Here is a 24,698-nt window from a genome sequence, read left to right as displayed (position 1 = left end):
TTAAAAGCCATCAATAAGTAAGTCAATTGCGTGTTTAATCGTGTTTTGTTGGCAGTTCAAGTCAACGATTTCTTTCCCTAATAATGAATGAGGGACGCAAGCCATTTGGTGTGTCATTAAAACAAACACCTGCCCGTTGCTAAATAACTGGGGGTTAAGGCAAGTAGGTAATGGTTTTTTAGCTAGCCTGCTATCGAATAACGGGATGACTAAAAGAGTATTCAATATATCAATAATATTACTTTGAATGTCCAGTAAATATGGGTGTTTGACTGTATTTTCTCGATTTTGATAGAGGCAATATTGCATTAAAAACCCTTGTATTTATCTGAGAGTAATCCGTATTCTTCATTGTTCCTATTTAATTGATTAAAACCTTCGATATTTTCATTTTTCCACTTTTGTGCTTCTAGGCGTTTTAATTCAGCTTGTAAGGCACAAGTTAGTATTGCAGATAAGTTGAGTTTAGCCCGCCTTGCTTGTTCGCAGAGCTCAGGCGCTACAGTGATACTGATGTTTTTTTATTCTTTATTAATACGAAATATAGGATTATCTTCAGTGAGCGCTCATGTTTGCGAAGCTATTCGCAAGATTGCTGGCTTATTGCTCAATGGGCAAATAACCCCCTCGAAGTGTGTCTATTTTCCACCATTGATTTTCTTACACTCTGTCATGCTATGCGATAACTCGTATTTTAAAATGATGGAACAGATGTGTCCGACGAGAGTGATGTAGAAAAAACAGAAGAACCCACTCCCCATAAAAAGCAGAAAGCCAAAGATGATGGGCAAATAGTTCGTTCAAAGGAATTGAGCTCGTTAATGATGATGTTAGCGGGTATTAGCTTACTGTGGCTAAGTGGTGGGCATCTGGCAACTCAACTAAGACAAATAGCTCGTCAAGGATTTATTTTTGATGGGCATTATTTACAAAATACGGGCTTAATGATCAGCTACTTAGGTAGGGTCGTTAGTGAGGCATTATTTGCTTTACTTCCGGTGATTGGTGGGTTGGCGCTCGTTGGGATTTCGGCTTCGTCACTGGTGGGCGGGCTAGTATTTAATAGCAAATTGATTAAGTTTGATTTGAAAAAACTTAACCCGTTGAAAGGGTTAAAACGTATTTTTTCAATGAATGCATTATCTGAGCTATTTAAAGCAATTTTGAAATCGTTATTTGTTGGGTTAGGGGCCTTTATATTTTTATGGGAAAGCTGGCCATCATTGCTGCATTTAGTGATGGAATCACCGATTACCGCCCTTAGTAATGCACTACAAAAAGTAATTTTTGCTGGCTACTTAATTGTCTTTTTACTGATCCCAATGGTGGCGTTTGATGTGTTTTACCAATTTCGCTCTCATTTGAAAAAATTAAGAATGAGCCGCCAAGAAATCAAAGATGAATTTAAACAGCAAGAGGGTGACCCCCAGATAAAAGCCAAAATTCGCCAGCAGCAACGTGCTATCGCGCGTAATAGGATGATGGCGGATGTCCCCAATGCGGATGTGATAGTCACCAACCCAACCCATTATGCGGTGGCGCTAAAATATGATGATAAAAGAATGGGAGCGCCAAAAGTATTAGCAAAAGGTGCCGGGGTTTTTGCTCAACGTATTAAAGAAATCGGTGAAGAACACCGAATATTGCAGTTAGAAGCACCGCCCTTAGCACGTGCATTATATCGCCATGCAGAGATAGGACAAAGTATCCCTGTTGCCTTATATGCTGCGGTAGCAGAAGTTTTAGCATGGGTTTACCAATTACGTCGTTGGCGTCGTGAAGGTGGGCTCAGACCGAAAAAACCGAAAAATTTACCAGTGCCACCAACACTGGACTTTGCTGGAGATAACAATCGAGATGGCTAATTTGGCTTCACTTTTAAAATTGCCGAAAAACTTACAAGGAACGCAGTGGCAAATACTTGCGGGTCCGGTTCTTATCTTATTGATTTTGTCGATGATGGTACTGCCATTGCCGGCATTTTTATTGGATTTATTGTTTACTTTTAATATCGCACTTTCCATCATGGTATTGCTAGTGGCGATGTTCACTAAACGGACCCTCGATTTTGCCGCGTTTCCAACCATCTTGTTATTCGCCACATTGTTACGTCTTTCCCTTAACATTGCTTCCACGCGGATTATTTTACTTGATGGTCATACAGGGCCAGACGCAGCAGGGCGAGTCGTTGAAGCATTTGGCCACTTTTTAGTCGGCGGTAATTTTGCTATCGGTATTGTGGTATTTATCATCCTAGTATTAATTAACTTTATGGTTATCACTAAAGGTGCGGGGCGCATTGCGGAAGTGGGCGCACGCTTCGTACTTGATGGTATGCCGGGTAAGCAAATGGCTATCGACGCAGACCTCAATGCTGGCATCATTAGTGATGACGAAGCGAAAAAACGCCGTGCCGAAGTAACCCAAGAAGCTGATTTTTACGGTTCAATGGACGGGGCGAGTAAGTTCGTCCGTGGCGATGCTATCGCGGGGATCATGATTATGGTGATTAACGTGATTGGAGGCTTAATTGTTGGGGTCGGTCAACATAATATGTCTCTGGGGGATGCGACCAGTGCCTATACCTTGTTAACCATCGGTGATGGTTTAGTTGCCCAAATTCCGGCATTAATTATTTCGACCGCGGCAGGGGTTATCGTCACTCGTGTTGCAACGGATGAAGATGTGGGTGAACAGATGGTCAACCAACTCTTCAATAACCCGCGAGTGATGTGGCTCAGTGCAGGGGTCCTTGGGCTAATAGGTTTAATACCTGGAATGCCTAACTTTGTTTTCCTGTTGTTTACTGCAGCGTTAGCGGCATTGGGTTGGTATCTAGTTCGTAAAGCTCAGCAACCGGAAAATGCCGCGGGGGACAACAACCAAGCACAACATTTTCAAGAAGCGAACAAAGTTGTTGAAGCAACGTGGGATGATGTGCAATTAGAAGACTTGTTAGCGATGGAGGTCGGGTATCGATTGATACCGCTCGTTGACAGTGAGCAGCAAGGTGAATTGCTGGGTCGCCTTCGTGGTTTACGTAAGAAATTCGCTCAAGAAGTAGGCTATTTGCCCCCTGTTGTCCATATTTGTGACAACCTAGCACTTTCCCCATGTGAATACCGTATTTTAATTAAAGGCGCTGAAGTTGGGCGTGGTGAAGCACAACCGGGGCGTAGTCTTGCTATCGACCCTGGTAATGCGGCGGGGTCATTGCAAGGTGATGAGACTAAAGAACCTGCATTTGGTTTACCTGCCGTTTGGATTGATGATGATTTACGTGAGCAAGCGCAAATTCAAGGCTATACGGTAGTGTCTGCGAGTACCGCGGTAGCAACGCATTTCAATCAAATTTTATTGCAAAACTCAAGCACGTTATTTGGTCGCCAAGAAGCACAAATGTTATATGACCGAGTGAAAAAAGAGATGCCAAAACTGGCTGATGACCTGATCCCCGATACCATCTCATTAACAATTTTGCACCGTGTTCTACAGAATTTATTAATGGAAGACGTAGTGATCCGCGATATGCGTACCATTATTGAAACACTAGCAGAAATGGCGGGGGAAAATGGCGAGCAAAAAGACACGGACTATTTAACTTCGCAAGTGAGAATTGCATTAGGCCGCGCTATTACTCAACAGTGGTTTGGTAATGCAGAAGAAATTCAAGTTATTGGTTTAGATGCGGGGCTTGAACAAATTTTATTGCAAGCGGCCAAAAATGGTGGGGGCTTAGAGCCTAACCTTGCGCAGTTTATTCAAACTCAAGCAGAACAAGCAATTTCTCACCAAGAAGCGATGGGGGCTCCTACAGTGTTATTAGTTAACCATGCTTTACGCCTAATTTTATCGCGTTTCTTACGCCGAAGTTTGCCGCAGTTAGTGGTGATGTCTAATTTAGAAATGACTGACCACCGTAAGATTAGAATGACTTCGATGATTAGTGGTAGCTAACCCTGTTGCGCCAACCTATATGGCCTGTAGGATAGGTATGTCATTGTTTTAAGGCATATACCGAAGGCGTATATTTGAACCCACGTTAAAGCGTAAAGAAAGTATGCAAGGTCACTCTTATTCGAGTGGCCTTTTCGCATTTGATAGCTGATTAAAATGAACCAATTTGTTTATGAGGGGAAACTGAATTAGGCCTTTATCAGAGGCTTCTTAGATGGGCTGCATATCAGGGGATAGCCAGCAGGTCGGTTAAATGGCGGTAGGTTTCCTTTAGTCGACTTAATGTTGAAGCTATATCAGGTCATTGAGTAAGCTGTCTGATAGGCTTTGAGATGATAAAAAAGGGTTTTTGAACTAGGCAGAACACAGCTTAAATCGAAATTTTTTTACCTAAAACAGGGCGTTTTGATTCTAAACCATCAGCACCATAAGTGGATTGGTTATTGTGTTTCTTTACAAAGTTTAGGCGTTGAGCATTGAGTTCTATATGTAATTGCAGCATTTGGTGGTTGCGATAGTTTAATTCTTTTAAGCTGGTTGTTAATACTTTAATCGCTTCCCATACACTGGCTAATTCAGTATTACCTTCATAAGGCGCGGTAATTTCTGCTTGTGATTCGAGTTGTAGCCGCTGGGTCTCCCCATGGCCTATCGCCGCAACAAGGAAACGTTTTTGTTCAGTCGTTTCCTGAAAAGGCGAAGGCGGAACACGCTGGTAACCTAATAGTAGTTCCTCATTTTTCATCACGATTTGCAATGATTGTAAATGAGCATGTTGCTGTTCTAGCAAGATTAATAGTTCATCAGTCATGGTAGTTATTTATTTCATTGATAACATGCACTCATGTGCATCACGTAAAATGCCATCAGCAATCTTTTCTGCATCCATTTTCAGGGTGCCATCTTTGATAGCTTGTTTAATTTGTTCAACTTTAGCGCTGTTAATATCGCTAGCTTGGGGCTGTAATAATTTTTTTTGCAGCTCACTTGGGACAAATGTACTTTCTTTAATGATTTCATTTGTCGAAATTTTTTTATCGCGCATCGGGGTAGCCGTATCTTGTGGGTCACGGTTTGTTACCTGAGTTAGCGCAGAAATTGCAGGTGTTTGCTCAATAGCCATAATGTGTTTTCCTGTTCCCGATTTTTATCATATGAGAGTTATCGGCGTATTTTGTGGGATCTTTAGTCTTTATAGTGTTACAAAATATTGCCTTTATTCGTCATATTTCAAGCCGCCTCTGCGTTAACTTACGCTCATTCGCACTAGTCACTTACTTATGTAAGCTCCTAGCGACTCATTCACTTGTCGCCTTGATGCGACTTGAACTATTTAGAATAAAGGTTCATTTTGAGTGAGTTGACATTAAGTACAGACTCGTCATATTCGGTCTTGATGGCATTTATTTTAATGCGATATTAACACTGCCATTCTCTTGTGCTAACCCATTGACTACTTGACCATTGAGTAATCTTACACGAATATTTTGCCCAATGGTGGCATTATTAATGGCGCGCCCCTCATACTTCACCGAGAAATTATCGCCATTAGCAAAAACAAATACGGTTTGACCTGCTTTTATTGCCCAAGGGAGCCGGATCATCGATTTGGTAAATGTTTGCCCCGCAGGGATATTACGAAGTGCTATTGCGCCGCGTAGTGCCATTTTATCAGTACTCGCTCCAGCGGGAAGCTTATGTAATAAGCCTTTTTTACTGCCAATATCCACAAACTCAATAGATTCACCACGATTTATATTACGTGTTGCAACGAAATATTGCCCCGTCACATTCACAATTAGCTGAATAAATTGTTTTTTCTTACCACACTGCACTGGAATAGATACATTTCCCATATTTCTGCCCCCAATAGGTGGACTGATTTGGGGTTTCTCACAGCTTGGCCAACGTTCAATCGGCGTTTTGATCTCAATAGAAACTTGGTTTTTTTTACCGTGAATTTGGCGGAAATAGTGATTGATATCTTGAGGTAATGAAGCTTGAGCAAGGCTAATGGTTAACCCTAAGACACTAATTACAATGCTAAATGACAGCTTTTGACGATAACGCATGTAGGGATAGCCTCCTTGGTAAGCAAACTTTTTCACGATTGCAGTTTACGCAGGTCTTTAATAATGAATGAGCCAAATAGGTCAATTATTTTGCCTTTATCTTGCCATTAGATTTTTTAGTAGACGGCTAAGATATGCAGGTCGAATTTTAAATTATATGAGCGAATGTTCAGATTCAGGAGTCGCTTTATTTCCATTGAGGGCCATCATGATTGATAAATTAAATGCCACGTTTGCTTTTCAGCAGCAGGCGTTATCAATACGCGAAGCAAGGCAGACTGTTTTGGCTTCAAACATCGCAAATGCGGATACTCCGGGCTATCAAGCACGTGATATTGACTTTAATCGTCAACTTCAACAAGCAATGGACAAAGGTGTCGTTGGTTCAAAGGGCGTCACCCTTGCCGTGACAGCTAAAGGCCATATCGAAGGACGAGGCATTAAAGCGCCAAATTTAGACTTGAAATACCGTGTTCCTTATCAGACATCGATGGATGGTAATACGGTAGATATGGATATTGAACGTAGTCAATTCGCTGATAATACCCTGAAATATCAGGCTGATCTCACATTTATTAATAGCCGCGTTAAAAGTATGTTGGCTGTTCTACAGCAAGGGTAATAAGCATGGCGTTACTGAGTATTTTTGATATTTCTGCTTCTGCATTAACAGCGCAGTCTCAGCGTTTAAATGTCAGTGCAAGCAACATGGCAAACGCTGAAAGCGTCGCAGGACCGGACGGGCAGCCGTATCGTGCAAAGCAAGTGGTCTTTCAAATGGCACCACAAGGGCGCAATGAAGTGGGTGGTGTGCGTGTGAGTGAACTCATTGAAGACCCCGCACCGCCGCGTATGGAATATAAGCCTGGCCATCCACTGGCTGATGAAAAAGGTTATGTGCAAATGCCAAATGTCGACATGGTCGGGGAGATGATCAACACCATTTCGGCTTCTCGGAGTTATCAAGCCAACCTTGAAGTGATGAATACGGCAAAAACGTTATTGCAAAAGACATTAACAATAGGCCAGTAAGGGAGGTTTGTAATGGGAATTGCCGCCACAATGTACGACTCTTTGGATAATACTACAGCCGGTCCAGAGCCGGCTGCCAGTAATGTACCAAAGAAAAGTCAAAGTGATGATATGCGTGACACATTTTTAAAGATGATTGTCACACAGATGCAAAACCAAGACCCTACTAACCCTATGGAAAATACCGACTTGACCAGTCAATTGGCACAAATCGCAACGCTTGAGAGTATGAATAAGCTAAGTGATAGCGTTAGTGGTATTTCCCAACAAATCGGTTCAGGGCAATCATTACAAGCCACTCAGCTTGTTGGCAAAGGTGTTCTTATTCCTCGCAACGAAATTATTTTAGCGCCACTTAAAAAAGAGAGCACTGGCGAAGATAGTTCAATCATTAAACCTTCAAATCCATTACCGGATGAGGGGATTAGCCCTGATAGTCCTTCAAACTTTGCACTGAGTGATAAAAGTGTGATGGGTGATGAAGGCGGCAGCGAAGAACCACAATCCGAATTTATCTCATCTCCGTTTGGTTTCTTTTTGCCGAAATTGGCAGATAACGTTGAAATTACTATTCGCGATAAAAACAGAATGGTGGTACGCACCATTACTTATGATACCGAAGTCAAACCCGATATTTATGATATGGCTTGGGATGGTCGCGACAACAAAGGAAACCTAGTGGCAGATACAAAAGGGAAATATTACTTTGATGTGAAAGCCGTCAGAGCCGGAGCCGAAGTTGAAGTCACAAAACTAGGTTATACCCGCGTCAACGGCGTGACCCCAGGTTCTGACGCACCATTATTAGATGTTGGTATTGGGCAAAGTGTCCCCCTGAGCAGCATCTTCAAAGTTTATCCTTCATCTTAATTTATCCCCAATACTCATGGAGAAAATATGTCTTTTTCACAAGCAGTCAGTGGCTTAAATGCAGCATCAGCGGGGCTGGATTCAATTGGTAATAATATTTCCAACTCCGCGACCAATGGTTTTAAAGGGGCGACAACCTCTTTTGCCGATATGTTCGCAGGATCAGGCGTTGGTCTGGGTGTTAATGTTGCAGCAGTAACACAAAATTTTAAAGATGGCCCTATCACACGTACGGATAGACCAACGGATGTCGCTATTTCTGGCAATGGTTTTTTCCGTGTGCAAGACAAAAATGGCGATATTTACTATAGCCGTGATGGCCAGTTTTTACGTGATAAAAGCGGTAACTTAGTGAACAACCAAGGCATGATCGTCACAGGTTATCCGGCAGGTGTTGATGAGGACGGTAATGTCACTATTCAAAGTGGTGGTGTTCCTGCGGGAATTAACATTCCAACCGATATGATGGATGCTAAAAAATCAGACTTAGCCAAACTGACAGTTAACCTTAATTCAGAAGATAAAGTTAAAGATAAAAAGTTTGATATAACAAAACCTGATGATTCAGCAACTTATAATTTCAGTACCACAATGACTGCATTTGATAGTCAAGGTAATACTCACGAAATTTCAGTGTATTTTGTCAAAGAGTCTGACAATAACTGGACGGCTTATGCAAAAGATACTAACGACACAGAAGCTAAAAAATTAGGTGAATTAGAGTTTGACGGCAACGGCAAGCTAAAAGACGCTGATAAAGCCACATTCGCCTTTGCTTATAACGGGTTAAATGGGGCGGATAATGGAACGTTAAATGTCGATCTGAGTAAAACTCGCCAACAGAAAGTCAGTGAATCCTCGGTCAGTGCTATTGATGTAGATGGCTTTCCTGCCGGTGAATACACCACGTTTAAAATTGAAGATAACGGTTTAATTACTGCGAATTATTCTAACCAACAAAAACGTGTGGTAGGGCAAGTTGCGCTGTCTGCTTTTGCTAACCCGAATGGTTTAGTTTCTCAAGGTGGTAACGTTTGGGCTTCTTCAAATGCTTCAGGTAACCCAATGGATGGTGTCCCGGGTGTAGGGCAATACGGCAAATTAACCAGTGGTGCGCTGGAGTCTTCTAACGTGGATATGAGCCAAGAGTTGATCAGTATGATTGTGATGCAGCGTAATTATCAATCCAATGCGCAGACCATCAAAACGCAAGATCAAATGTTACAAACATTGGTTAACTTACGATAAACCGAGAGGGTGGGCATGGATCACGTCATTTATACTGCCATGGGTGGGGCGCGTCATGCGCTTGAAAACCAAGCGGTTGTTTCAAATAACATTGCTAATGTGTCAACGGCGGGCTTTAAAGCACAACTATCGGCAATGCGTGCTGTGCCCATTAACGGGGACAGCGAACCAACAAGGACACTGGTCGTTGCCTCAACACCCGGTGCAGATATGAGCCAAGGGCCACTGAACTATACAGGCAAGTCAACAGATGTGGCGTTAAATGACAAGCACTTTTTGGCTGTTGAACTTGCCGATGGCAGCGAAGCCTACACGCGTAACGGTAATATTCAGGTTTCGAGTGAAGGTGAGTTAATGATTGGCGAGCGTCGTTTACAAGGGGATGGTGGTCCTATTAATGTTCCGCCGAATGCCGAATTAACTATCGGCACAGACGGCACAGTGACAGCGCTATTGGCGACCGACCCCCCAACGATGCTAGGGCAGATTGGCCGTTTAAAAGTGGTTGAAGCACAGCCACAAGACCTACTTCGTGGGGAAGATGGGTTATTTCATTTATCACCTCAAGGCCAAGCGGCTAATGGCAATGTGCTTCCACAAAGTGAGCGCGCTATCGTTACCGCTGGTGTGATTGAGGGAAGTAACGTTAATGCTGCTGAAGCCATGGTTTCCATGATTGCCAATGCAAGGCATTTTGAAATGCAAATGAAAGTAGTCCGTAGTGCTGATGAAAATGCACAGCGGGCAAACCAATTGCTTGCCGTCAGCTAAATTCAGTAAGGAATTATTATGATCCGTTCATTATGGATTGCAAAAACAGGGCTTGATGCTCAACAAACCAACCTTGATGTTATTTCTAATAACTTGGCAAACGTCAGTACTAATGGTTTTAAACGCCAACGTGCCGTTTTTGAAGATTTAATGTATCAAAATATTCGCCAACCTGGCGCGATGAGCTCTGAGCAAACATCGTTACCGTCAGGGTTACAAATGGGGACGGGGGCTCGTCCCGTTGCCACAATGCGAGTTCACGCACAAGGTGCGTTAAACAAAACGGGTAATACCAACGATATCGCTATTCGAGGCCAAGGTTTCTTGCATGTACAAATGCCAGATGGTACCGACGCCTATACCCGCGATGGGGCATTGCAGCCCAACCAAGATGGCCAGCTTGTAACCTCAAGCGGTTACCAAATTGTCCCTGCGATTATGATCCCTGATAACGCAAACAGCATGTCAATTGCCCGTGATGGTACGGTTTCTATCACCGTTTATGGTGATAATCAGCCGCAACAGATTGGTCAAATCACCTTAACTACTTTCATCAATGATGCAGGTTTAGAAAGTATGGGTGAAAACCTGTATATGGAAACGGCAAGTTCAGGTGCCCCTAATGAAAGTGCTCCGGGAACGAATGGTGCAGGGTTGATTTATCAAAATATGCTAGAGACATCTAACGTCAATGTTGCCGAAGAGTTAGTGAATATGATCCAAACTCAACGTGCTTATGAAATTAATAGTAAGGCAGTATCCGCATCTGACCAGATGCTACAGCGTTTAACTCAGCTGTAATTGGTTTATTGAGCGGGAAAGACACAGAAAGGTAACTTGCAATCACGATGGTGAGTTACCTATGAGAGGGATCTCTTCGTGATGGTAGAACGTACACTGCAGCAAAAGAGTAGCATGATGATTGAAAGCAGCACGATTTCTCAACAGCAAAAAATAGCGTTGCAAACGCCTTTAATCGCAACCAAACAGGTGGGATTAGTCATTGCTTTGGTTTTGATTACCAGTGGCTGCGCACACATAAAATCACGTCCGTTAGTGGACACACAGACAACGGCAATTCCAAGTGCACCGACGGCACCTGCACCGAATGGCTCAATATTTCAAAGTGCTCAGCCGGCGTATTATGGCTATCAGCCCCTATTTGAAGATAGGCGCCCTCGTAATGTTGGCGATATTTTGACTATCAATCTACAAGAAAATGTCAGTGCTAGCAAAAACTCGTCTGCAAATGCGAATCGCACTGGGAAAACTGGTTTCTTGGCTGCGATACTGCCCGGCTTTATGCAAGGTTGGATTGGCGGTAAGAATACCGAACTCGATATTAAAGGTAATAGTGACTTTAGTGGTAAGGGCGGAGCGAATGCCAATAACACCTTTAAAGGGACGATTACCGTGACGGTAGACCAATTACTGGCGAACGGTAACTTACATGTCGTCGGTGAGAAGCGTATTGCCATTAACCAAGGGACGGAGTCGATCCGCTTCTCTGGCGTGGTTAACCCACGGACCATTGGGTCAGATAACCATGTAAGCTCCACACAGGTGGCGGATGCACGTATTGAATATGTGGGTGATGGTTACATCAATGAATCGCAAAACATGGGCTGGCTGCAACGCTTTTTCTTAAATGTTTCGCCTTATTAATTGAACATAAGAGAGAATAGCCGAGAGAACTCAATGAAAAACAAAGTATTAATTTTGCTATCGCTATTTTGCTGTTTTGTATTTGCAGCGCACAGTGAACGTATTAAAGATTTAACCACGGTTCAAGGGGTACGTGATAACGCATTAATCGGTTATGGACTTGTTGTCGGGCTCGATGGCACGGGTGACCAAACCATGCAAACCCCATTTACAACCCAAAGTTTAAATAACATGTTGTCGCAAATGGGGATTACGGTCCCCCCCGGTACTAACATGCAATTGAAAAATGTGGCAGCGGTGATGGTAACCGCAAAATTACCACCTTTTGCGCGTACTGGTCAGTCTGTGGATATCGTTGTTTCTTCAATGGGGAATGCAAAAAGCTTGCGGGGTGGAACATTATTGATGACGCCACTGAAAGGTGTTGATGGGCAAGTCTATGCCATGGCGCAAGGAAATATTCTGGTTGGTGGAGCTGGCGCAAGCGGTGGTGGTAGCAGCATTAAAGTGAATCAACTTAATGGTGGACGCATTACTGGCGGGGCAACGATTGAGCGTGAACTACCAAGTAACTTTGGGCAAAGTGGCGCAATTAACCTGCAATTAAACGAAGATAGCTTCACATTAGCGCAAGATATTGCAGATGCAATAAACCGTATGGGGGGAGTCGGTTCAGCTTCCGCGTTGGACTCGCGTACGGTTCAATTATTAGTTCCGGCTAACAACCGTGACCAAGTACGCTTTTTGTCTCGGGTACAGGAACTTAACGTGCGGACACCAATGGCAGAAGCAAAAGTGATCCTCAATTCACGGACCGGTTCAGTTGTCATTAACCGCAGTGTGACACTCGAAAGCTGTGCGGTGGCTCATGGTAGTTTAGCGGTTACCGTTGAAAGACAAACACAAGTCAGCCAACCTGATACCCCATTTGCAGGTGGGCAAACGGTCGTAACCCGTAACACCAATGTTGGTATACGCGACCAAGGTGGTTCATTGCAAAAAGTGAATGCGAGTGTGCAATTAAACCAAGTTATTCAGGCTTTAAATACTTTAGGTGCGACGCCAAACGATTTGATGTCAATATTGCAAGCTATGGAAAGTGCAGGTTGCTTGCGTGCAAAATTGGAGATCATCTAATGAGTGATATGCAGCTATTGCAAGGTGCCGCGTTTGATTTACAGTCGCTAGGCCAGCTAAAAGGCGAACTGAATAAAAACCCAGAGCAAGGGCTGCGCCAAGTCACGCAGCAACTTGAGGCAACATTTGTCCAAATGATGCTAAAAAGTATGCGTGACGCATTACCCCAAGATGGTTTATTTTCCAGCGACCAAACACGTATGCTCACCAGCATGTATGACCAGCAAATCGCCCAAGATCTTTCACAAAAAGGCTTAGGTTTTGGTGAGATGATGTACCAACAGTTAACGCGCGAGCAAATAGAGCCTAATGTAGCGCTCAGCAATAGCATGTTACCGCTCGATGAAAAAGCCATCCAAACATTGCCACCATTTAATATGCAGCAGATGATGCGCCATTTTTCGCCTATGGGGGATACGCTTTCAGCACCATTTCAAAAAATCAAAGCGTTATCGCTTAACAGCAGTAATTTTATTCGTCGCTTAATTGAACCAGCAAAGGCTGCAAGTCAAAACAGTGGTATTTCACACTTTCTCGTCTTAGCGCAGGCGGCATTAGAAAGTGGTTGGGGACAGAGGGAAATTTTGAAAAGTGACGGTAAAACCAGCCATAACTTATTTGGTATTAAAGCTGGGAAAAACTGGCAGGGACCCGTCACTAATATCATGACAACCGAAGTCATTAATGGCAAAACAATAAAAATGCGCGATGACTTCCGAGTCTATGGTTCATACGAAGAAGCGATTGCTGATTATATCAGTCTATTAACCGAAAACCCGCGCTATAAAGATGTGAAAAAAGCGCCGACGCCTGAAATTGCTGCGCGTCGCTTACATCAAGCCGGTTACGCCACTGACCCAAGTTATTCAGACAAACTGATCACCTTGATTAACCAAATTCGCGGTCATCAACCGACAGCAAATACCTCGGCATCAAGGGCAGTGCAAGCCTATACCATAGACTTAAACGATATTTTTTAAAAACACGGAATTAATGCGAGTTTGGCCTAAACAATTACGCTGAATTTCCGATAACCAAATATGCTGTAAATAATTTGAGTTGCTTATCACTTTGATTGTGTCAGCCAATTAAAGGGGTCAGCATCTAGAACAGGAAAAGCTTATGCTGAACAATGTAATGAATAATGCGCTCAGTGGTGTGAACGCTGCACAAGGCGGGTTAAGTGTGATTTCTAACAACTTAGCGAACGCAGGTGTAGGTTATTATCACCGCCAAAGTGCTGTTTTCGGGGAGAATCCCGGTACGATGACACCTAATGGCTATTTTGGTAACGGCACTTATTTCAGCCATGTTCGCCGTGAGTTTGATGAATTTATCAATGCACAGTACAGCCAATCACGCGCTCGCAGCGGTGATTATGAGGCGTACGTTAAAAACTGTAATAAAGTCGATGATTTGCTTACTAATGATATTGAAGATATCTCCAGTAATATCGGTAGTTTTTTCACTTCATTAGATGCAGCAACCAGTGACGCCAGTGATAAAACATTGATTGACGTTTTCTTGGGCAATTCAAATGCGTTGGTAAGTCAATTTAAAGACGCTGATCGCCGTTTACAAGAAATGGAGCGGGATATTAATCACCAAATCGAAAATAAGGTGAAAGATATCAATACATATGCGGAAAAAATTGCTGGTCTAAACCAGCAGATCTCCCGTGTACGTTCAGTCAGCGGTTCTGAACCTAATGATTTATTGGATGTGCGTGATCGCTTAGTAAATGAAGTTAACTCGTTAGTTGGGGTTAAGGTCATTGAACAAAACGGCAACTATAATGTGACGTTTGCCAATGGTTTACCGCTGGTGACTGGCGAAAAAGCTAACCGTTTAGAAGCAGTCCCTTCATCAAAAGACGATAGCCGTTTTAGTATCGGTTTTGTGGGAGCAAATGGCCAAGCGCGTGAAATCCCAGATGGGTCATTTCGTGGGGGAGAGCTAAGCGGTATTTTGCGTTCTCGTCAGGAAGTGATTGACCCGGCTTATCAAAAACTCAATAAATTAGCATTAGTTTTTGCAACGAAATTCAATGAAGTTCATAGCAAAGGCTATGATGCCAATGGTAATACGGGTAAAGACTTTTTTGAGATTGGTAAAGGCAGCGTTGTTAGCAATACCCATAATAGTGGTAAAGCGGATTTCGATTTGAGCTATAGCGATGTCTCTAAGGTGACAGGCAATAACTATGAAATGCGTTTTGATGGTAGCGAATGGAATGTCACTCGTTTACCTGAAGGCACTAAAATTTCGGTAGATGATTCAACCGCAGGCACACTGAAATTTGATGGTATAGAAGTCAAAATAAGCAATAGCCAAGGCATGACAAAAGGTGATTCTTTCCTTGTTAAGCCTGTGAGCGGTGTTATCAACGGTATGCAAACATTGATTAGTGATGCATCGGGCTTTGCTGCCGCGGGGAGTAAAGATAGTGGCCCAGGTGATAATGAAAATATTAAAGAGCTGGTTAAATTACAAGACCAAAAACTGATTGATGGCGGCTCGACCTTCTCTGATTTCTACGCAACCTTAGTCAATGATGTCGGTAGTAAAACTAAACAAGCCCAAATTGATTCGGAAACACAAAATAAAATGACTGAGAGCTTTTATGCCCAAGAGCAGGCTATCTCAGGCGTGAATATGAATGAAGAAAGTATTCAAATGCAGAAGATCCAGCAGTTTTTTAATGCGAATGCGCAAGTATTAAAAACGGTGGATGATTTGTTTAATGCGTTGATGCGTGCATTCTAAGTTTTAGCAATATAATAAGGGTTTAGCGATGCGTTTAAGTACAAATATGATTTATCACCAACGCCTGCAAGACATGAATAATGCTCAGGCGCGTTGGATGGATGCAGGTAGCCAATTAGCCTCGGGTAAGCGCGTGAGTAAACCGTCTGATGACCCTCAAGCCTCATCACAAGCGGTGCGAATTAGCCAATCAGAAAACCGTAACCAGCAATATGTCGCAAGCCGTGGGTTTGCAAAAACGGGCATGACATTGCAGATGAGTATTTTGACTCAAATGACGGATGTGACCACACAAATTGATACCACTATCATTCAAGCTTCTAACCAAGGTGCTTTAAGTGATAAAGACCGTCATTCACTGGCAGAACAGTTAACAGGTTTAAAAGAACAACTGGTGGGATTAGGTAATACAACGGATGGTAATGGCCGTTATATTTTTGCTGGTTTTAAATCGGATAAGCCCCCGTTTGAAATTGACGCTGATGGTAATGTGTTGTACCACGGCGGCGATAAACCAATTATGCAAAATGTCGCTAGTGACCGAGAAATGACCACCTATTTTACGGGTGCGCAAGTTTTTGAGACGGGCAGCGATAATGTTGTTAATGTTTTCAAAGCGTTGAATGCAGGTATTGATGCGCTGAAAATTCCACAACAAGATGCGCCTCAAGCTGATTTAGACCGCGCTCAAGCAGGGATGGATGAAGCTAACCGTGGAATTAAAGCAGCGCTTGACCAAATTTCTAATATTGAAGCGAAACAAGGCTTACAACTGCAAGAAATTGATAAATTAGATTTCTTGGCAGATACCCGTTCGATTCAAAATGCAGCTCGTAAAAGTGAGCTGCTTGAGACCAACTGGACGGGTACTACGACGGATTACTATAAAGAAAAGGCGATGTTTGATGCATCCCAAAGTATTTTTAAAGATTTAAACAGTATGTCACTTTTTGGTAACCGTTAATAAATTAAAGGTTTAATTTTACTCACCGCGCTTTGGAGTGATTCGAGCGCGGTTTTTTTATTTTGAGGTACCTATATTTACGCACTATTTTTGTTTAGTGCATATTGCATAAATCCCGATTTGTTTTACCCTAGTTTAACCTTTATTTTTTGCTATTTAAAAAATTAATTATTAAACAATAAGTTAGAATGCCCTCCCAAAACAAAGGTATTTTGGCGTTTATAAAACTAGTACATTGTTTTTCTTTGTTTTATCTTATTTAACTAATAGTTCACTGCCATACAGGCAGCTTAGAAATGTGGAATCAATCCCGATGTATTGCACGTTGTGTTCACTGCCATACAGGCAGCTTAGAAAACATAACTCCATATCCGAATTTGCTGTCATCGGTTCACTGCCATACAGGCAGCTTAGAAAAAAACGATATTAATAGATAATGACGAGCTTTTGTTCACTGCCATACAGGCAGCTTAGAAAGTGCCACTACCGCCAGTGGTAACCGCCCAACTGTTCACTGCCATACAGGCAGCTTAGAAATATTGATGCTTAAATACTAACACCCCCATTTAGTTCACTGCCATACAGGCAGCTTAGAAAGCTGAAAAACATCAAAGTCAATTCGTCAATCCGTTCACTGCCATACAGGCAGCTTAGAAAGTTAAACTTATTGGCGGCGGGTTTTCGTTGTTGTTCACTGCCATACAGGCAGCTTAGAAAGGCACGTTAGAAATCGACTTATGCCAGCCTTGGTTCACTGCCATACAGGCAGCTTAGAAATAGGTAGGCGCTCGGTGACGACGATATCGAGCGTTCACTGCCATACAGGCAGCTTAGAAAATTTGCTCACAAAATCATAGTAATCAGACCAAGTTCACTGCCATACAGGCAGCTTAGAAAGGGTCAGGCTACGACAGGTTTTTATGGTGACAGTTCACTGCCATACAGGCAGCTTAGAAACGACAATCACGCTCGCCCTTGATGGTGAAGCTGTTCACTGCCATACAGGCAGCTTAGAAAAGATTTAGTGGGGATTTCAGGCTTATCTAAGTGTTCACTGCCATACAGGCAGCTTAGAAATATTTTTAAGGTGACCTTATGGATTTTGTTTCGTTCACTGCCATACAGGCAGCTTAGAAAATAAGGTTGCAAATCCCCGCAAAATGAACACGGTTCACTGCCATACAGGCAGCTTAGAAATATCACTCCGCGTGAATATGACTTGCATCCAGTTCACTGCCATACAGGCAGCTTAGAAATCAGAGGTTTGGGGTATCACATTGGACTGGGGGTTCACTGCCATACAGGCAGCTTAGAAATCTTCATTGCATCCCTGCGAGTTAAATTAATCGTTCACTGCCATAAAGGCAGCTAAAAAACAGCCAAGGAGTTATTTTTACTGGATATTCTGTGAAACCCCTCGCAAATTTGGCTTTAGTGATAATTTAAGGCTTGTTTCATTGGTTAAAGCTTATTCTAATAAGATTGATTCAAAAAACTTATTATTTAAGGAAGAATTCAACTGCTTATGGATGACTTTTCACCTAGTGACTTAAAAACCATCTTACATTCCAAGCGCGCTAACATGTATTACTTAGAGCATTGTCGAGTGATGCAAAAAGATGGTCGAGTGTTGTATTTCACAGAGGCAAAAAATGAAAACCTCTATTTCAATATCCCTATTGCAAATACAACAGTTTTGTTACTTGGTACAGGAACATCAATTACCCAAGCCGCAATGAGAATGTTATCTCAAGCGGGGGTACTAGTTGGGTTTTGTGGGGGTGGTGGTACACCTCTGTATATGTCTACAGAAGTAGAATGGATGACACCACAAGGCGAATATCGGCCAACGGAATATTTACAAAGCTGGTTATCGTTTTGGTTTAATGATGAAAAAAGGTTAGCCGCGGCTAAGGTATTACAACAGTCGCGTATCACATACCTACAGAAAGTTTGGCAAAGTTCTCGTGAATTACAGAATGAAGGGTTTGTATACCAAGACAGCACGATTCAATCCGCATTAAAGGCCTTCCATAATCGCACTATCTCTGCTCAATATACACAAGAACTACTGCTTACAGAAGCTCAGTTAACTAAAACCTTGTATAAATACGCTGCTAATAATACAGGGCAAAAAAATTTCACTCGTCAACACCAAGCTGTTGATAAAGCGAATTCTTTTTTAAACCATGGTAATTATCTGGCTTATGGGTTAGCCGCAAGTTGCCTATGGGTACTGGGTATTCCCCATGGTTTTGCAGTAATGCATGGTAAAACTCGTCGTGGCGCTTTAGTCTTTGATATCGCAGATTTAATTAAAGATGCGGTTGTTTTACCGTGGGCATTTATTTGCGGTAAAGAGGGGGCAACAGAGCAAGAGTTTCGCCAGCAAATATTGCAATCATTTGTTGACCATCAATCCCTTGATTTTATGTTCGATGTAGTTAAATCTTTGGCATTACAACAAAACGAGGCACAACAACAGGTTACTCAGCTATGATGGTAACCTTTATTTCTCAGTGTGAAAAGCACGCGTTAAAGCGGACTCGGCGGGTACTAGATGCATTTGCTAACCGAATTGGTGATAACACATGGCAAACCTTGATCACCCAAGAAGGGTTGCATACAGTACAAAAATTACTGCGCCGCAGCGCCAGTCGCAATACAGCTGTAAGCTGCCATTGGATACGTTCTCGCTCTCGCAGCCAATTATTATGGGTAGTGGGAAGAAAAAACAAATTCAATGAACAAGGTTATGTTCCAGTGAACCGAACAGAAAAATCCTTACTGGGTAGTGAGCAAGGAAATGATTGGAAGTATTTGCCGTTAATTAATGGATTTGTTCGTTTAGCCGCTTTGTTACATGACTGGGGAAAAGCCTCACAATTGTTTCAAGATAAATTAAACCCCGCGTCAAACATGCGTTTTAAAGGCGACCCGCTGCGCCACGAATGGGTATCGTCACTGCTATTTAGTGCATTGGTAAAAAGCCAGAAAGAACCGAATAGTGACGAAAATTGGTTGGATGCATTAATCACTTCATCATGGCATGAGCAACAATTACAGTCGTGGATGAAGGGAAAAAATCAACTGGAAAAACCACTAAACCAACTACCTGATGCAGCTTCATTGCTGGTTTGGTTGATTGTTTCCCATCACAGGTTACCCTTTTTGGCTAATAAAACAGAGCGTCTACAATATGCAGATCAACCCTGTAACTCATTAGCTCAATTATTAGATATTGTTGATAAACAATGGGGATACCAAAATCTCTATGATGCTTCAGAATATGCGCAACGCATTCAGCAATGCTTTGAATTCCCTCATGGCTTATTAAGTGAGTCAAAAGTTTGGCGTCAAGCCCTAAGTCAAGCGGCAGAACACCTTAAACACCAACTTCCGTTATTTGATGAAGCGCTAAGCAATGGTTGCTGGCAATTAGTTGCTGAACAAGCACGCTTGTGCTTGATGCTGGGAGATCACAATTACTCCTCAAAGGAGGCAGACCCAACATGGCAATCAAATATGGCGTTATATGCCAATACCCAGCGCGTGAATGGGCAAACTGCATACAAGCAACGGCTGGATGAACACTTGGTTAATGTGGCTAATATTGCGGCAAATATTACGGAGTACTTGCCATTCTTTGTCATAGAACCCCCTGTAGCGAGTGATATTAACTTACTGAAACAGCATAAAAATGCCTCAGGGCAATTTAGTTGGCAGGAAGATGTGGTTAATACCATTGAGCAATATCGAGAACAGCAACAAGATAAAACGGAAGGATATTTTGTTGTCAATATGGCAAGTACGGGCTGCGGTAAGACGGTTGCCAACGCTAAAATTATGCAAGCGTTATCGGAGGATAAACAAAGCTTGCGGTTTATTCTTGCGTTGGGCCTCAGAGCTCTCACATTGCAAACAGGGGATGAGTATCGTACTCGCTTAGGCATAAAAGATGACAACCTTGCAGTATTAATTGGCTCTAAAGCCGTTTTAGACCTTCATCAAGAAGATAAACAAAAAACAATTCAACAAGAGCTCCAATTAGCAGAATTTGGTTCTGAGTCCCAAGACCGCCTTTTTGATGATGAAGGGCTTGAATTAAATTGGTCAGAAGAAAAATGGCAAGGTAGTTTACCAGAAGAAGAGTTGGCTACTGTATTGACGCGGCCTAAAGATAGAGCTTTGCTTTATGCCCCTATTTTAGCTTGTACCATTGACCATATTATGGGGGCGACGGAAACCCTGCGAGGTGGTCGCTATATTCTTCCCTATCTTCGATTAATGTCATCTGACTTAGTTATTGATGAAATTGATGATTTTACAGGGAATGACCCCGTAGCTATTGGGCGGCTTGTTTATCTCGCAGGGGCCTTGGGGCGTAAAGTTATGATTTCATCAGCCACTATCCCCCCTACACTTGCTGTTTTTTATTTTAATGCTTACCAACAAGGCTGGCATATTCATGCACTTAGCCATCAAAAATCCTTAAAAGTCGGTTGTGTTTGGGTGGATGAGGGGCAGTATGATGAGAAAAAAGATAAATGCATACATGCATGCCAAATCGCAACCATTACCACAGCCGATGATGAATTAACGGTCAGTCATTATCGTCAGTACCATAACAATTTTATAGAAAAACGTGTAAAGGCATTGCGGGGGCTGGTTGCTCGCCGAAAAGCCTTTATCTTGCCGATACAAAAAGAACAAGGCAAAGACTTACAAACTCAGTATTTTACTCACATTCAGCAAGCTATTCTTAGATTGCATCAGGCTCACGCCTATTCTGAGAGGGAAACCCAGTTGCAAGTTTCCTTTGGGGTTGTGCGTGTTGCTAATATTCCAGTTTGTGTTGCATTGACTCACTATTTACTGGCGGCACAATGGCCTGAAGAGGTGGAAATTCGTACTATGGCCTACCATAGCCAACAGGTACTACTTTTACGTCATGAGCAAGAAAAACACCTTGATGGCGTATTGAAACGTAAGGAAAAAGAAGGAGAGCAGCCTGAAGCATTCCAAAACCCTATTGTTAGGCAGCATTTAGACCAAGCCCACCGAAATGGGAAAGCTAAACATCTTATTTTTATTTTAGTGGCAACACCGGTGGAGGAAGTCGGGCGTGATCATGACTTTGATTGGGCCGTTATTGAACCATCATCTTACCGCTCAATCGTACAGATGGCGGGGCGGGTTCGTCGGCACCGTGCGGGTGAAGTGGCGAGCCCTAACATCGCTTTACTGCAATATAACTGGGTCGCTTTTCAAGGGAATAATCAACGAGATGCATTTTCCAAACCAGGTTATGAAAATCGCAATCTAAACCTTAGCTTATCAACTTATAACCTATCTGAGCTGGTGGATGAATCACAGCTACTTAAATCTGTTGATGCCATTCCTAGAATACAACCCATTACAGGTTGGAAAACTCAGCAAACAACTAATTTAGCCTGTTTAGAACATGCATCAATCGAACGGCTGATGGGCGATGTATCCACCGCTAAGCCTGCTAAGGCAGCCGTAAGAACACGCTCTACATTTTTATCAAGCGCAGTACTTCCTAAAAAACGCCCGACCACGCTATGGGGGTATACCAGTGGGGGGTGGTGGATGACGGCACTTCCTCAGCAGTTTGCGTCATTTAGGGAAAGTGAAGCGACCAAACGGGTATCCTTAATCTTATCAGCAAAAAATAGACTTCACTTTTGTGAGTACGACAAAGACAGTGGTTGGGTCACGAAGGAGGATGAATATGGAATTGGTTTTCAACCACTTGCCGAACCATTAAAACAGCGCTTATGGCTCATCCGAGACTATCAGCAATCATTGGCGAGCCGAGAAAATGAATATCAGCAAGCAGAGCAGCTTTCAAAACGGTATGGCGAAATTAGTTTCTTACCGCGTAAAAGTAGCGGAGTTTTTTACCACTATAACGACCAAATGGGGCTCAGCACATTTAAGGTTTTTGAATAGAAACTTAAGTCACAAGGACCATTTACTATGTTAGATCCAGCAATAGAGGCTTTCTTTACAGAGCGTAAAGAAAGTTGGCTTAAAAAAAATGTAAAAGCGTCGATGAGTGAAGGGGAAATACAGCAACTGCAGCAGAAATGTGATGCTATTTTATCATTGGCTCAGTGGTTGCCGAGTGCTGCGAAGCGGGCGGGGCAAATTTCATTATCCACGCATCCTTGTACCTTTAGTCATCCAAGCTCTAGAAAAAACAAAAACGGGTATGTCACCCCAATATTAGCGAGGGCAGAGCACACAAATGATGGCTTGCTCCGAACAGGGAATGTCATGGTTGAGACGGATGCATTGGGTAATGCGGCAGCGCTTGATGTATATAAATTTCTCACACTTGAATTGCAAGATAACCGAACGTTGTTGGCCCATATTAAGGATGAAACACCGTTAGCAAAAGACATACTTAATCAAGGGGATGAAGAGTATCATTTACTCAGGGATGGTTTTCTTGCCATGGTGGCGGCAGATAAAACCGTGATCACTAGCTCAAAAATAAAACAAGTTTACTTTCCTGTGTGGTTGGAGGATAACGAATACCATTTATTATCTCCACTGACCCCATCCGGTTTGGTTTTTGAACTACGCAAACGTATTGATACAATTCGATTTTCTGAGCAAACTAAGGCACTGCGTGATTTAAAACGCAAGGGGGAATTTAGCCAGGTTGGCTATAAAGAAATTTATGGGTTAACTACTATTGGCTATGGGGGAACTAAGCCCCAAAATATTTCCGTGCTTAATAATCAAAATGCAGGGAAAGCCCATTTATTGCCGTCATTACCCCCCCAAATAGCTCAGCGTAAGCGGCGTTTACCTACTTATGACTTCTTTACCAATACTGTAAACCCTTGGCAAGTTAAAGAAACGTTAGAAGCATTTCATGGTTTGATCTCCCTACCGAAAGCGCAGCGTGGTAGCCGTTTTATTGAATATCGTGATAGGCGTATCCAAGAATATGTAGACTACATTATGTTGACCATGTGGGAGGTCAGGCGTGGGTTTGAACAGAATAACATTCAATTACCCACTCAATTAGCAAAAGTACAGCAAATTTGGCTGTTTCCAGACCAACAGCAGCGTAATAACTCGGATGAATGGCTAGAGGGAATTATTACTCTTATTGCTCAGCAATTTATGCGTCATTACAAAAAAGTGTTAGGGAAAAAAGCCATTGCTTTAGGTAACGACGAGCTAGCGGCTATCGCGCAGGTTATCGCCATTAATAAGGAGCTGTTACGATGAGCTCAACCTACATACTCAAGCTTCCTCATATCAAAATACAAAATGCCAATGCGTTATCTAGCCCTTATACCATTGGCTTTCCAGCCATGACGGCTTGGCTCGGTTTTATGCATGCCCTAGAGCGTAAATTGCGGGCTGATGGCCACTTGGATATTGTGTTTGATTCTATTGCTGTTATTAGTCACGCGTGTGATTTACAAACCTATCGCGGGCCGAATGATTATGTTAACTCCATTGTAGGTACTGCAAACCCATTGAATAGTGACGGTACGCGTTCCGCATTTATTGAAGAGGCCCGTTGTCATTTAGATGTGTCATTACTTATCAGATATGGCGTGAATGACGGTGGTAAGACTAAAGCACTCCCTACACAATCGCCTATTTTAGAGGTCATTTACGACTTAATACAGACGATGAAGCTCGCTGGTGGCGACATTCTTTCATTAGGTAAACCAACAGCACATATTCTGCAATCAGATGAGGTAGACGGGGAATCAAGGCAGGGGCTGCTAAATAGCGTAATGCCCGGTTATGCGCTAATAGAACGCAGGGATTTAATGATTCGAGCGATGGAAGATGGGCAAGATGCTATGGATGCTTTGTTGGACTATGTGGTGGTAGAGAATAATTGCGTCGAATGGGGCAACGAAAATGAGGGGAAATCGCAATTTGAATGGCGTGCTCAACGTAAAGTGGCAGGTTGGGTTGTACCTATTGCTACCGGATATCAAGGGGTTTCGCCACTTGCTCAGGCAAAAAATCAGCGAGATTTAGACGTACCTCACCGGTTCGCAGAAAGTGTTGTGACGCTCGGTGAGTTTATTTTGGCAAACCGCGCTAACAATATTAATGAAATATTGTGGCAATACGGTTATGACGAACCTAATAACCTTTATTTATGCCAACAAGTGGCATCTAAATTTATTTCGAGTGGAGAATAAGTA

Annotated in this window: 22 protein-coding genes and 1 CRISPR repeat array; of the genes, 17 read left to right on the top strand and 5 right to left on the bottom strand. The window is 42.7% G+C overall.

Features of this window, described 5'->3' with window-relative positions:
* A complete protein-coding gene (locus ABE954_RS13825) occupies positions 1-309 on the bottom strand; it encodes a CcdB family protein (protein ID WP_166686864.1) in 309 nt (102 codons plus the stop codon).
* Positions 309-509 carry a type II toxin-antitoxin system CcdA family antitoxin gene (locus ABE954_RS13820; protein ID WP_238563506.1) on the bottom strand — a complete coding sequence of 67 codons (201 nt, stop codon included), beginning with the start codon at positions 507-509 and terminating at the stop codon, positions 309-311. The genes ABE954_RS13825 and ABE954_RS13820 overlap by 1 nt, the downstream gene beginning before the upstream one ends.
* A gap of 204 nt (positions 510-713) precedes the next feature.
* Here ABE954_RS13820 and flhB point away from each other — a divergent pair, with 204 nt between their 5' ends.
* Together flhB and flhA are read left to right on the top strand one after the other, a co-directional pair.
* Positions 714-1,865: a flagellar biosynthesis protein FlhB gene (gene flhB, locus ABE954_RS13815; RefSeq protein ID WP_048606786.1), complete on the top strand. Its 1,152-nt coding sequence runs from the start codon at positions 714-716 to the stop codon at positions 1,863-1,865.
* On the top strand, positions 1,858-3,957 hold the full coding sequence (flhA, locus tag ABE954_RS13810) for a flagellar biosynthesis protein FlhA (protein ID WP_042844272.1): 2,100 nt from the start codon (positions 1,858-1,860) through the stop codon (positions 3,955-3,957). The genes flhB and flhA overlap by 8 nt, the downstream gene beginning before the upstream one ends.
* Before the next feature lie 370 nt (positions 3,958-4,327).
* On the opposite strand, the gene ABE954_RS13805 is transcribed toward flhA, so the two are convergent.
* The 3 genes from ABE954_RS13805 to flgA form a co-directional block, all read right to left on the bottom strand.
* Positions 4,328-4,768, bottom strand: a complete 441-nt coding sequence (locus tag ABE954_RS13805) for a flagella synthesis protein FlgN (protein WP_042844271.1) — start codon at positions 4,766-4,768, stop codon at positions 4,328-4,330.
* Positions 4,769-4,777: 9 nt separating this feature from the next.
* The gene (flgM, locus tag ABE954_RS13800) at positions 4,778-5,080 is read right to left on the bottom strand and encodes a flagellar biosynthesis anti-sigma factor FlgM (protein ID WP_042844270.1); all 303 of its coding nucleotides are present in this window, start codon (positions 5,078-5,080) and stop codon (positions 4,778-4,780) included.
* A 280-nt stretch (positions 5,081-5,360) separates the two neighbouring features.
* Entirely contained in the window at positions 5,361-6,029 is a 669-nt protein-coding gene (flgA, locus tag ABE954_RS13795; protein ID WP_206226935.1) for a flagellar basal body P-ring formation chaperone FlgA, read from the bottom strand.
* A 208-nt stretch (positions 6,030-6,237) separates the two neighbouring features.
* Between flgA and flgB the strand changes: the two genes are divergently transcribed.
* The 15 genes from flgB (at position 6,238) to csy2 (ending at position 24,695) form a co-directional block, all read left to right on the top strand.
* Positions 6,238-6,651: a flagellar basal body rod protein FlgB gene (flgB, locus tag ABE954_RS13790; protein WP_042844268.1), complete on the top strand. Its 414-nt coding sequence runs from the start codon at positions 6,238-6,240 to the stop codon at positions 6,649-6,651.
* Between the two features lie 5 nt (positions 6,652-6,656).
* Positions 6,657-7,061, top strand: coding sequence for a flagellar basal body rod protein FlgC (gene flgC / locus ABE954_RS13785; RefSeq protein ID WP_042844266.1), 405 nt, complete (start codon positions 6,657-6,659; stop codon positions 7,059-7,061).
* Positions 7,062-7,073: 12 nt separating this feature from the next.
* Entirely contained in the window at positions 7,074-7,931 is an 858-nt protein-coding gene (locus ABE954_RS13780; protein WP_048606788.1) for a flagellar hook assembly protein FlgD, read from the top strand.
* Between the two features lie 27 nt (positions 7,932-7,958).
* The gene (flgE, locus tag ABE954_RS13775; RefSeq protein ID WP_048606790.1) at positions 7,959-9,179 is read left to right on the top strand and encodes a flagellar hook protein FlgE; all 1,221 of its coding nucleotides are present in this window, start codon (positions 7,959-7,961) and stop codon (positions 9,177-9,179) included.
* 15 nt (positions 9,180-9,194) lie between these two features.
* Entirely contained in the window at positions 9,195-9,950 is a 756-nt protein-coding gene (locus tag ABE954_RS13770; RefSeq protein WP_042844263.1) for a flagellar basal body rod protein FlgF, read from the top strand.
* Positions 9,951-9,968: 18 nt separating this feature from the next.
* Complete coding sequence (gene flgG / locus ABE954_RS13765; RefSeq protein ID WP_042844262.1) at positions 9,969-10,751, top strand: flagellar basal-body rod protein FlgG; 783 nt, start codon at positions 9,969-9,971, stop codon at positions 10,749-10,751.
* 81 nt (positions 10,752-10,832) lie between these two features.
* A complete protein-coding gene (locus tag ABE954_RS13760) occupies positions 10,833-11,615 on the top strand; it encodes a flagellar basal body L-ring protein FlgH (protein WP_173424802.1) in 783 nt (260 codons plus the stop codon).
* A gap of 33 nt (positions 11,616-11,648) precedes the next feature.
* Positions 11,649-12,752 carry a flagellar basal body P-ring protein FlgI gene (locus ABE954_RS13755; protein ID WP_042844261.1) on the top strand — a complete coding sequence of 368 codons (1,104 nt, stop codon included), beginning with the start codon at positions 11,649-11,651 and terminating at the stop codon, positions 12,750-12,752.
* The gene (flgJ, locus tag ABE954_RS13750) at positions 12,752-13,732 is read left to right on the top strand and encodes a flagellar assembly peptidoglycan hydrolase FlgJ (RefSeq protein ID WP_042844260.1); all 981 of its coding nucleotides are present in this window, start codon (positions 12,752-12,754) and stop codon (positions 13,730-13,732) included. Before ABE954_RS13755 ends, flgJ begins: the two co-directional genes overlap by 1 nt.
* A gap of 142 nt (positions 13,733-13,874) precedes the next feature.
* Entirely contained in the window at positions 13,875-15,518 is a 1,644-nt protein-coding gene (gene flgK, locus ABE954_RS13745; protein WP_166686867.1) for a flagellar hook-associated protein FlgK, read from the top strand.
* 28 nt (positions 15,519-15,546) lie between these two features.
* Entirely contained in the window at positions 15,547-16,482 is a 936-nt protein-coding gene (gene flgL / locus ABE954_RS13740) for a flagellar hook-associated protein FlgL (protein WP_042844258.1), read from the top strand.
* 269 nt (positions 16,483-16,751) lie between these two features.
* Positions 16,752-17,858: a CRISPR direct-repeat array (repeat unit 28 nt; unit sequence GTTCACTGCCATACAGGCAGCTTAGAAA).
* A gap of 149 nt (positions 17,859-18,007) precedes the next feature.
* On the top strand, positions 18,008-18,982 hold the full coding sequence (gene cas1f / locus ABE954_RS13735) for a type I-F CRISPR-associated endonuclease Cas1f (protein ID WP_371025486.1): 975 nt from the start codon (positions 18,008-18,010) through the stop codon (positions 18,980-18,982).
* Positions 18,979-22,458, top strand: coding sequence for a type I-F CRISPR-associated helicase Cas3f (cas3f, locus tag ABE954_RS13730; protein WP_371025485.1), 3,480 nt, complete (start codon positions 18,979-18,981; stop codon positions 22,456-22,458). Before cas1f ends, cas3f begins: the two co-directional genes overlap by 4 nt.
* A gap of 27 nt (positions 22,459-22,485) precedes the next feature.
* Positions 22,486-23,754, top strand: coding sequence for a type I-F CRISPR-associated protein Csy1 (gene csy1 / locus ABE954_RS13725; protein ID WP_042844255.1), 1,269 nt, complete (start codon positions 22,486-22,488; stop codon positions 23,752-23,754).
* On the top strand, positions 23,751-24,695 hold the full coding sequence (gene csy2, locus ABE954_RS13720; protein WP_166685257.1) for a type I-F CRISPR-associated protein Csy2: 945 nt from the start codon (positions 23,751-23,753) through the stop codon (positions 24,693-24,695). The genes csy1 and csy2 overlap by 4 nt, the downstream gene beginning before the upstream one ends.
* The last annotated feature ends 3 nt before the right edge of the window (positions 24,696-24,698 follow it).

The sequence above is a fragment of the Providencia sp. TYF-12 genome (assembly GCF_041344805.1).
Lineage (GTDB): Bacteria > Pseudomonadota > Gammaproteobacteria > Enterobacterales > Enterobacteriaceae > Providencia > Providencia huashanensis.
This window is presented reverse-complemented; position numbering and strand designations above follow the sequence as displayed.

What these genes read in the sequence shown, in the direction of transcription:
- flgL (WP_042844258.1), top strand. Translation starts at nt 15,547, where the DNA reads ATGCGTTTAAGTACAAATATGATTTATCACCAACGCCTGCAAGACATG.
- cas1f (WP_371025486.1), top strand. Translation starts at nt 18,008, where the DNA reads ATGGATGACTTTTCACCTAGTGACTTAAAAACCATCTTACATTCCAAG.
- flgC (WP_042844266.1), top strand. Translation starts at nt 6,657, where the DNA reads ATGGCGTTACTGAGTATTTTTGATATTTCTGCTTCTGCATTAACAGCG.
- ABE954_RS13760 (WP_173424802.1), top strand. Translation starts at nt 10,833, where the DNA reads ATGGTAGAACGTACACTGCAGCAAAAGAGTAGCATGATGATTGAAAGC.
- ABE954_RS13770 (WP_042844263.1), top strand. Translation starts at nt 9,195, where the DNA reads ATGGATCACGTCATTTATACTGCCATGGGTGGGGCGCGTCATGCGCTT.
- ABE954_RS13805 (WP_042844271.1), bottom strand. Translation starts at nt 4,768, where the DNA reads ATGACTGATGAACTATTAATCTTGCTAGAACAGCAACATGCTCATTTA.
- flgA (WP_206226935.1), bottom strand. Translation starts at nt 6,029, where the DNA reads ATGCGTTATCGTCAAAAGCTGTCATTTAGCATTGTAATTAGTGTCTTA.
- flgE (WP_048606790.1), top strand. Translation starts at nt 7,959, where the DNA reads ATGTCTTTTTCACAAGCAGTCAGTGGCTTAAATGCAGCATCAGCGGGG.
- flgK (WP_166686867.1), top strand. Translation starts at nt 13,875, where the DNA reads ATGCTGAACAATGTAATGAATAATGCGCTCAGTGGTGTGAACGCTGCA.
- ABE954_RS13780 (WP_048606788.1), top strand. Translation starts at nt 7,074, where the DNA reads ATGGGAATTGCCGCCACAATGTACGACTCTTTGGATAATACTACAGCC.
- csy2 (WP_166685257.1), top strand. Translation starts at nt 23,751, where the DNA reads ATGAGCTCAACCTACATACTCAAGCTTCCTCATATCAAAATACAAAAT.
- cas3f (WP_371025485.1), top strand. Translation starts at nt 18,979, where the DNA reads ATGATGGTAACCTTTATTTCTCAGTGTGAAAAGCACGCGTTAAAGCGG.
- flgJ (WP_042844260.1), top strand. Translation starts at nt 12,752, where the DNA reads ATGAGTGATATGCAGCTATTGCAAGGTGCCGCGTTTGATTTACAGTCG.
- flgB (WP_042844268.1), top strand. Translation starts at nt 6,238, where the DNA reads ATGATTGATAAATTAAATGCCACGTTTGCTTTTCAGCAGCAGGCGTTA.
- flgG (WP_042844262.1), top strand. Translation starts at nt 9,969, where the DNA reads ATGATCCGTTCATTATGGATTGCAAAAACAGGGCTTGATGCTCAACAA.
- ABE954_RS13825 (WP_166686864.1), bottom strand. Translation starts at nt 309, where the DNA reads ATGCAATATTGCCTCTATCAAAATCGAGAAAATACAGTCAAACACCCA.
- flhA (WP_042844272.1), top strand. Translation starts at nt 1,858, where the DNA reads ATGGCTAATTTGGCTTCACTTTTAAAATTGCCGAAAAACTTACAAGGA.
- flgM (WP_042844270.1), bottom strand. Translation starts at nt 5,080, where the DNA reads ATGGCTATTGAGCAAACACCTGCAATTTCTGCGCTAACTCAGGTAACA.
- ABE954_RS13755 (WP_042844261.1), top strand. Translation starts at nt 11,649, where the DNA reads ATGAAAAACAAAGTATTAATTTTGCTATCGCTATTTTGCTGTTTTGTA.
- csy1 (WP_042844255.1), top strand. Translation starts at nt 22,486, where the DNA reads ATGTTAGATCCAGCAATAGAGGCTTTCTTTACAGAGCGTAAAGAAAGT.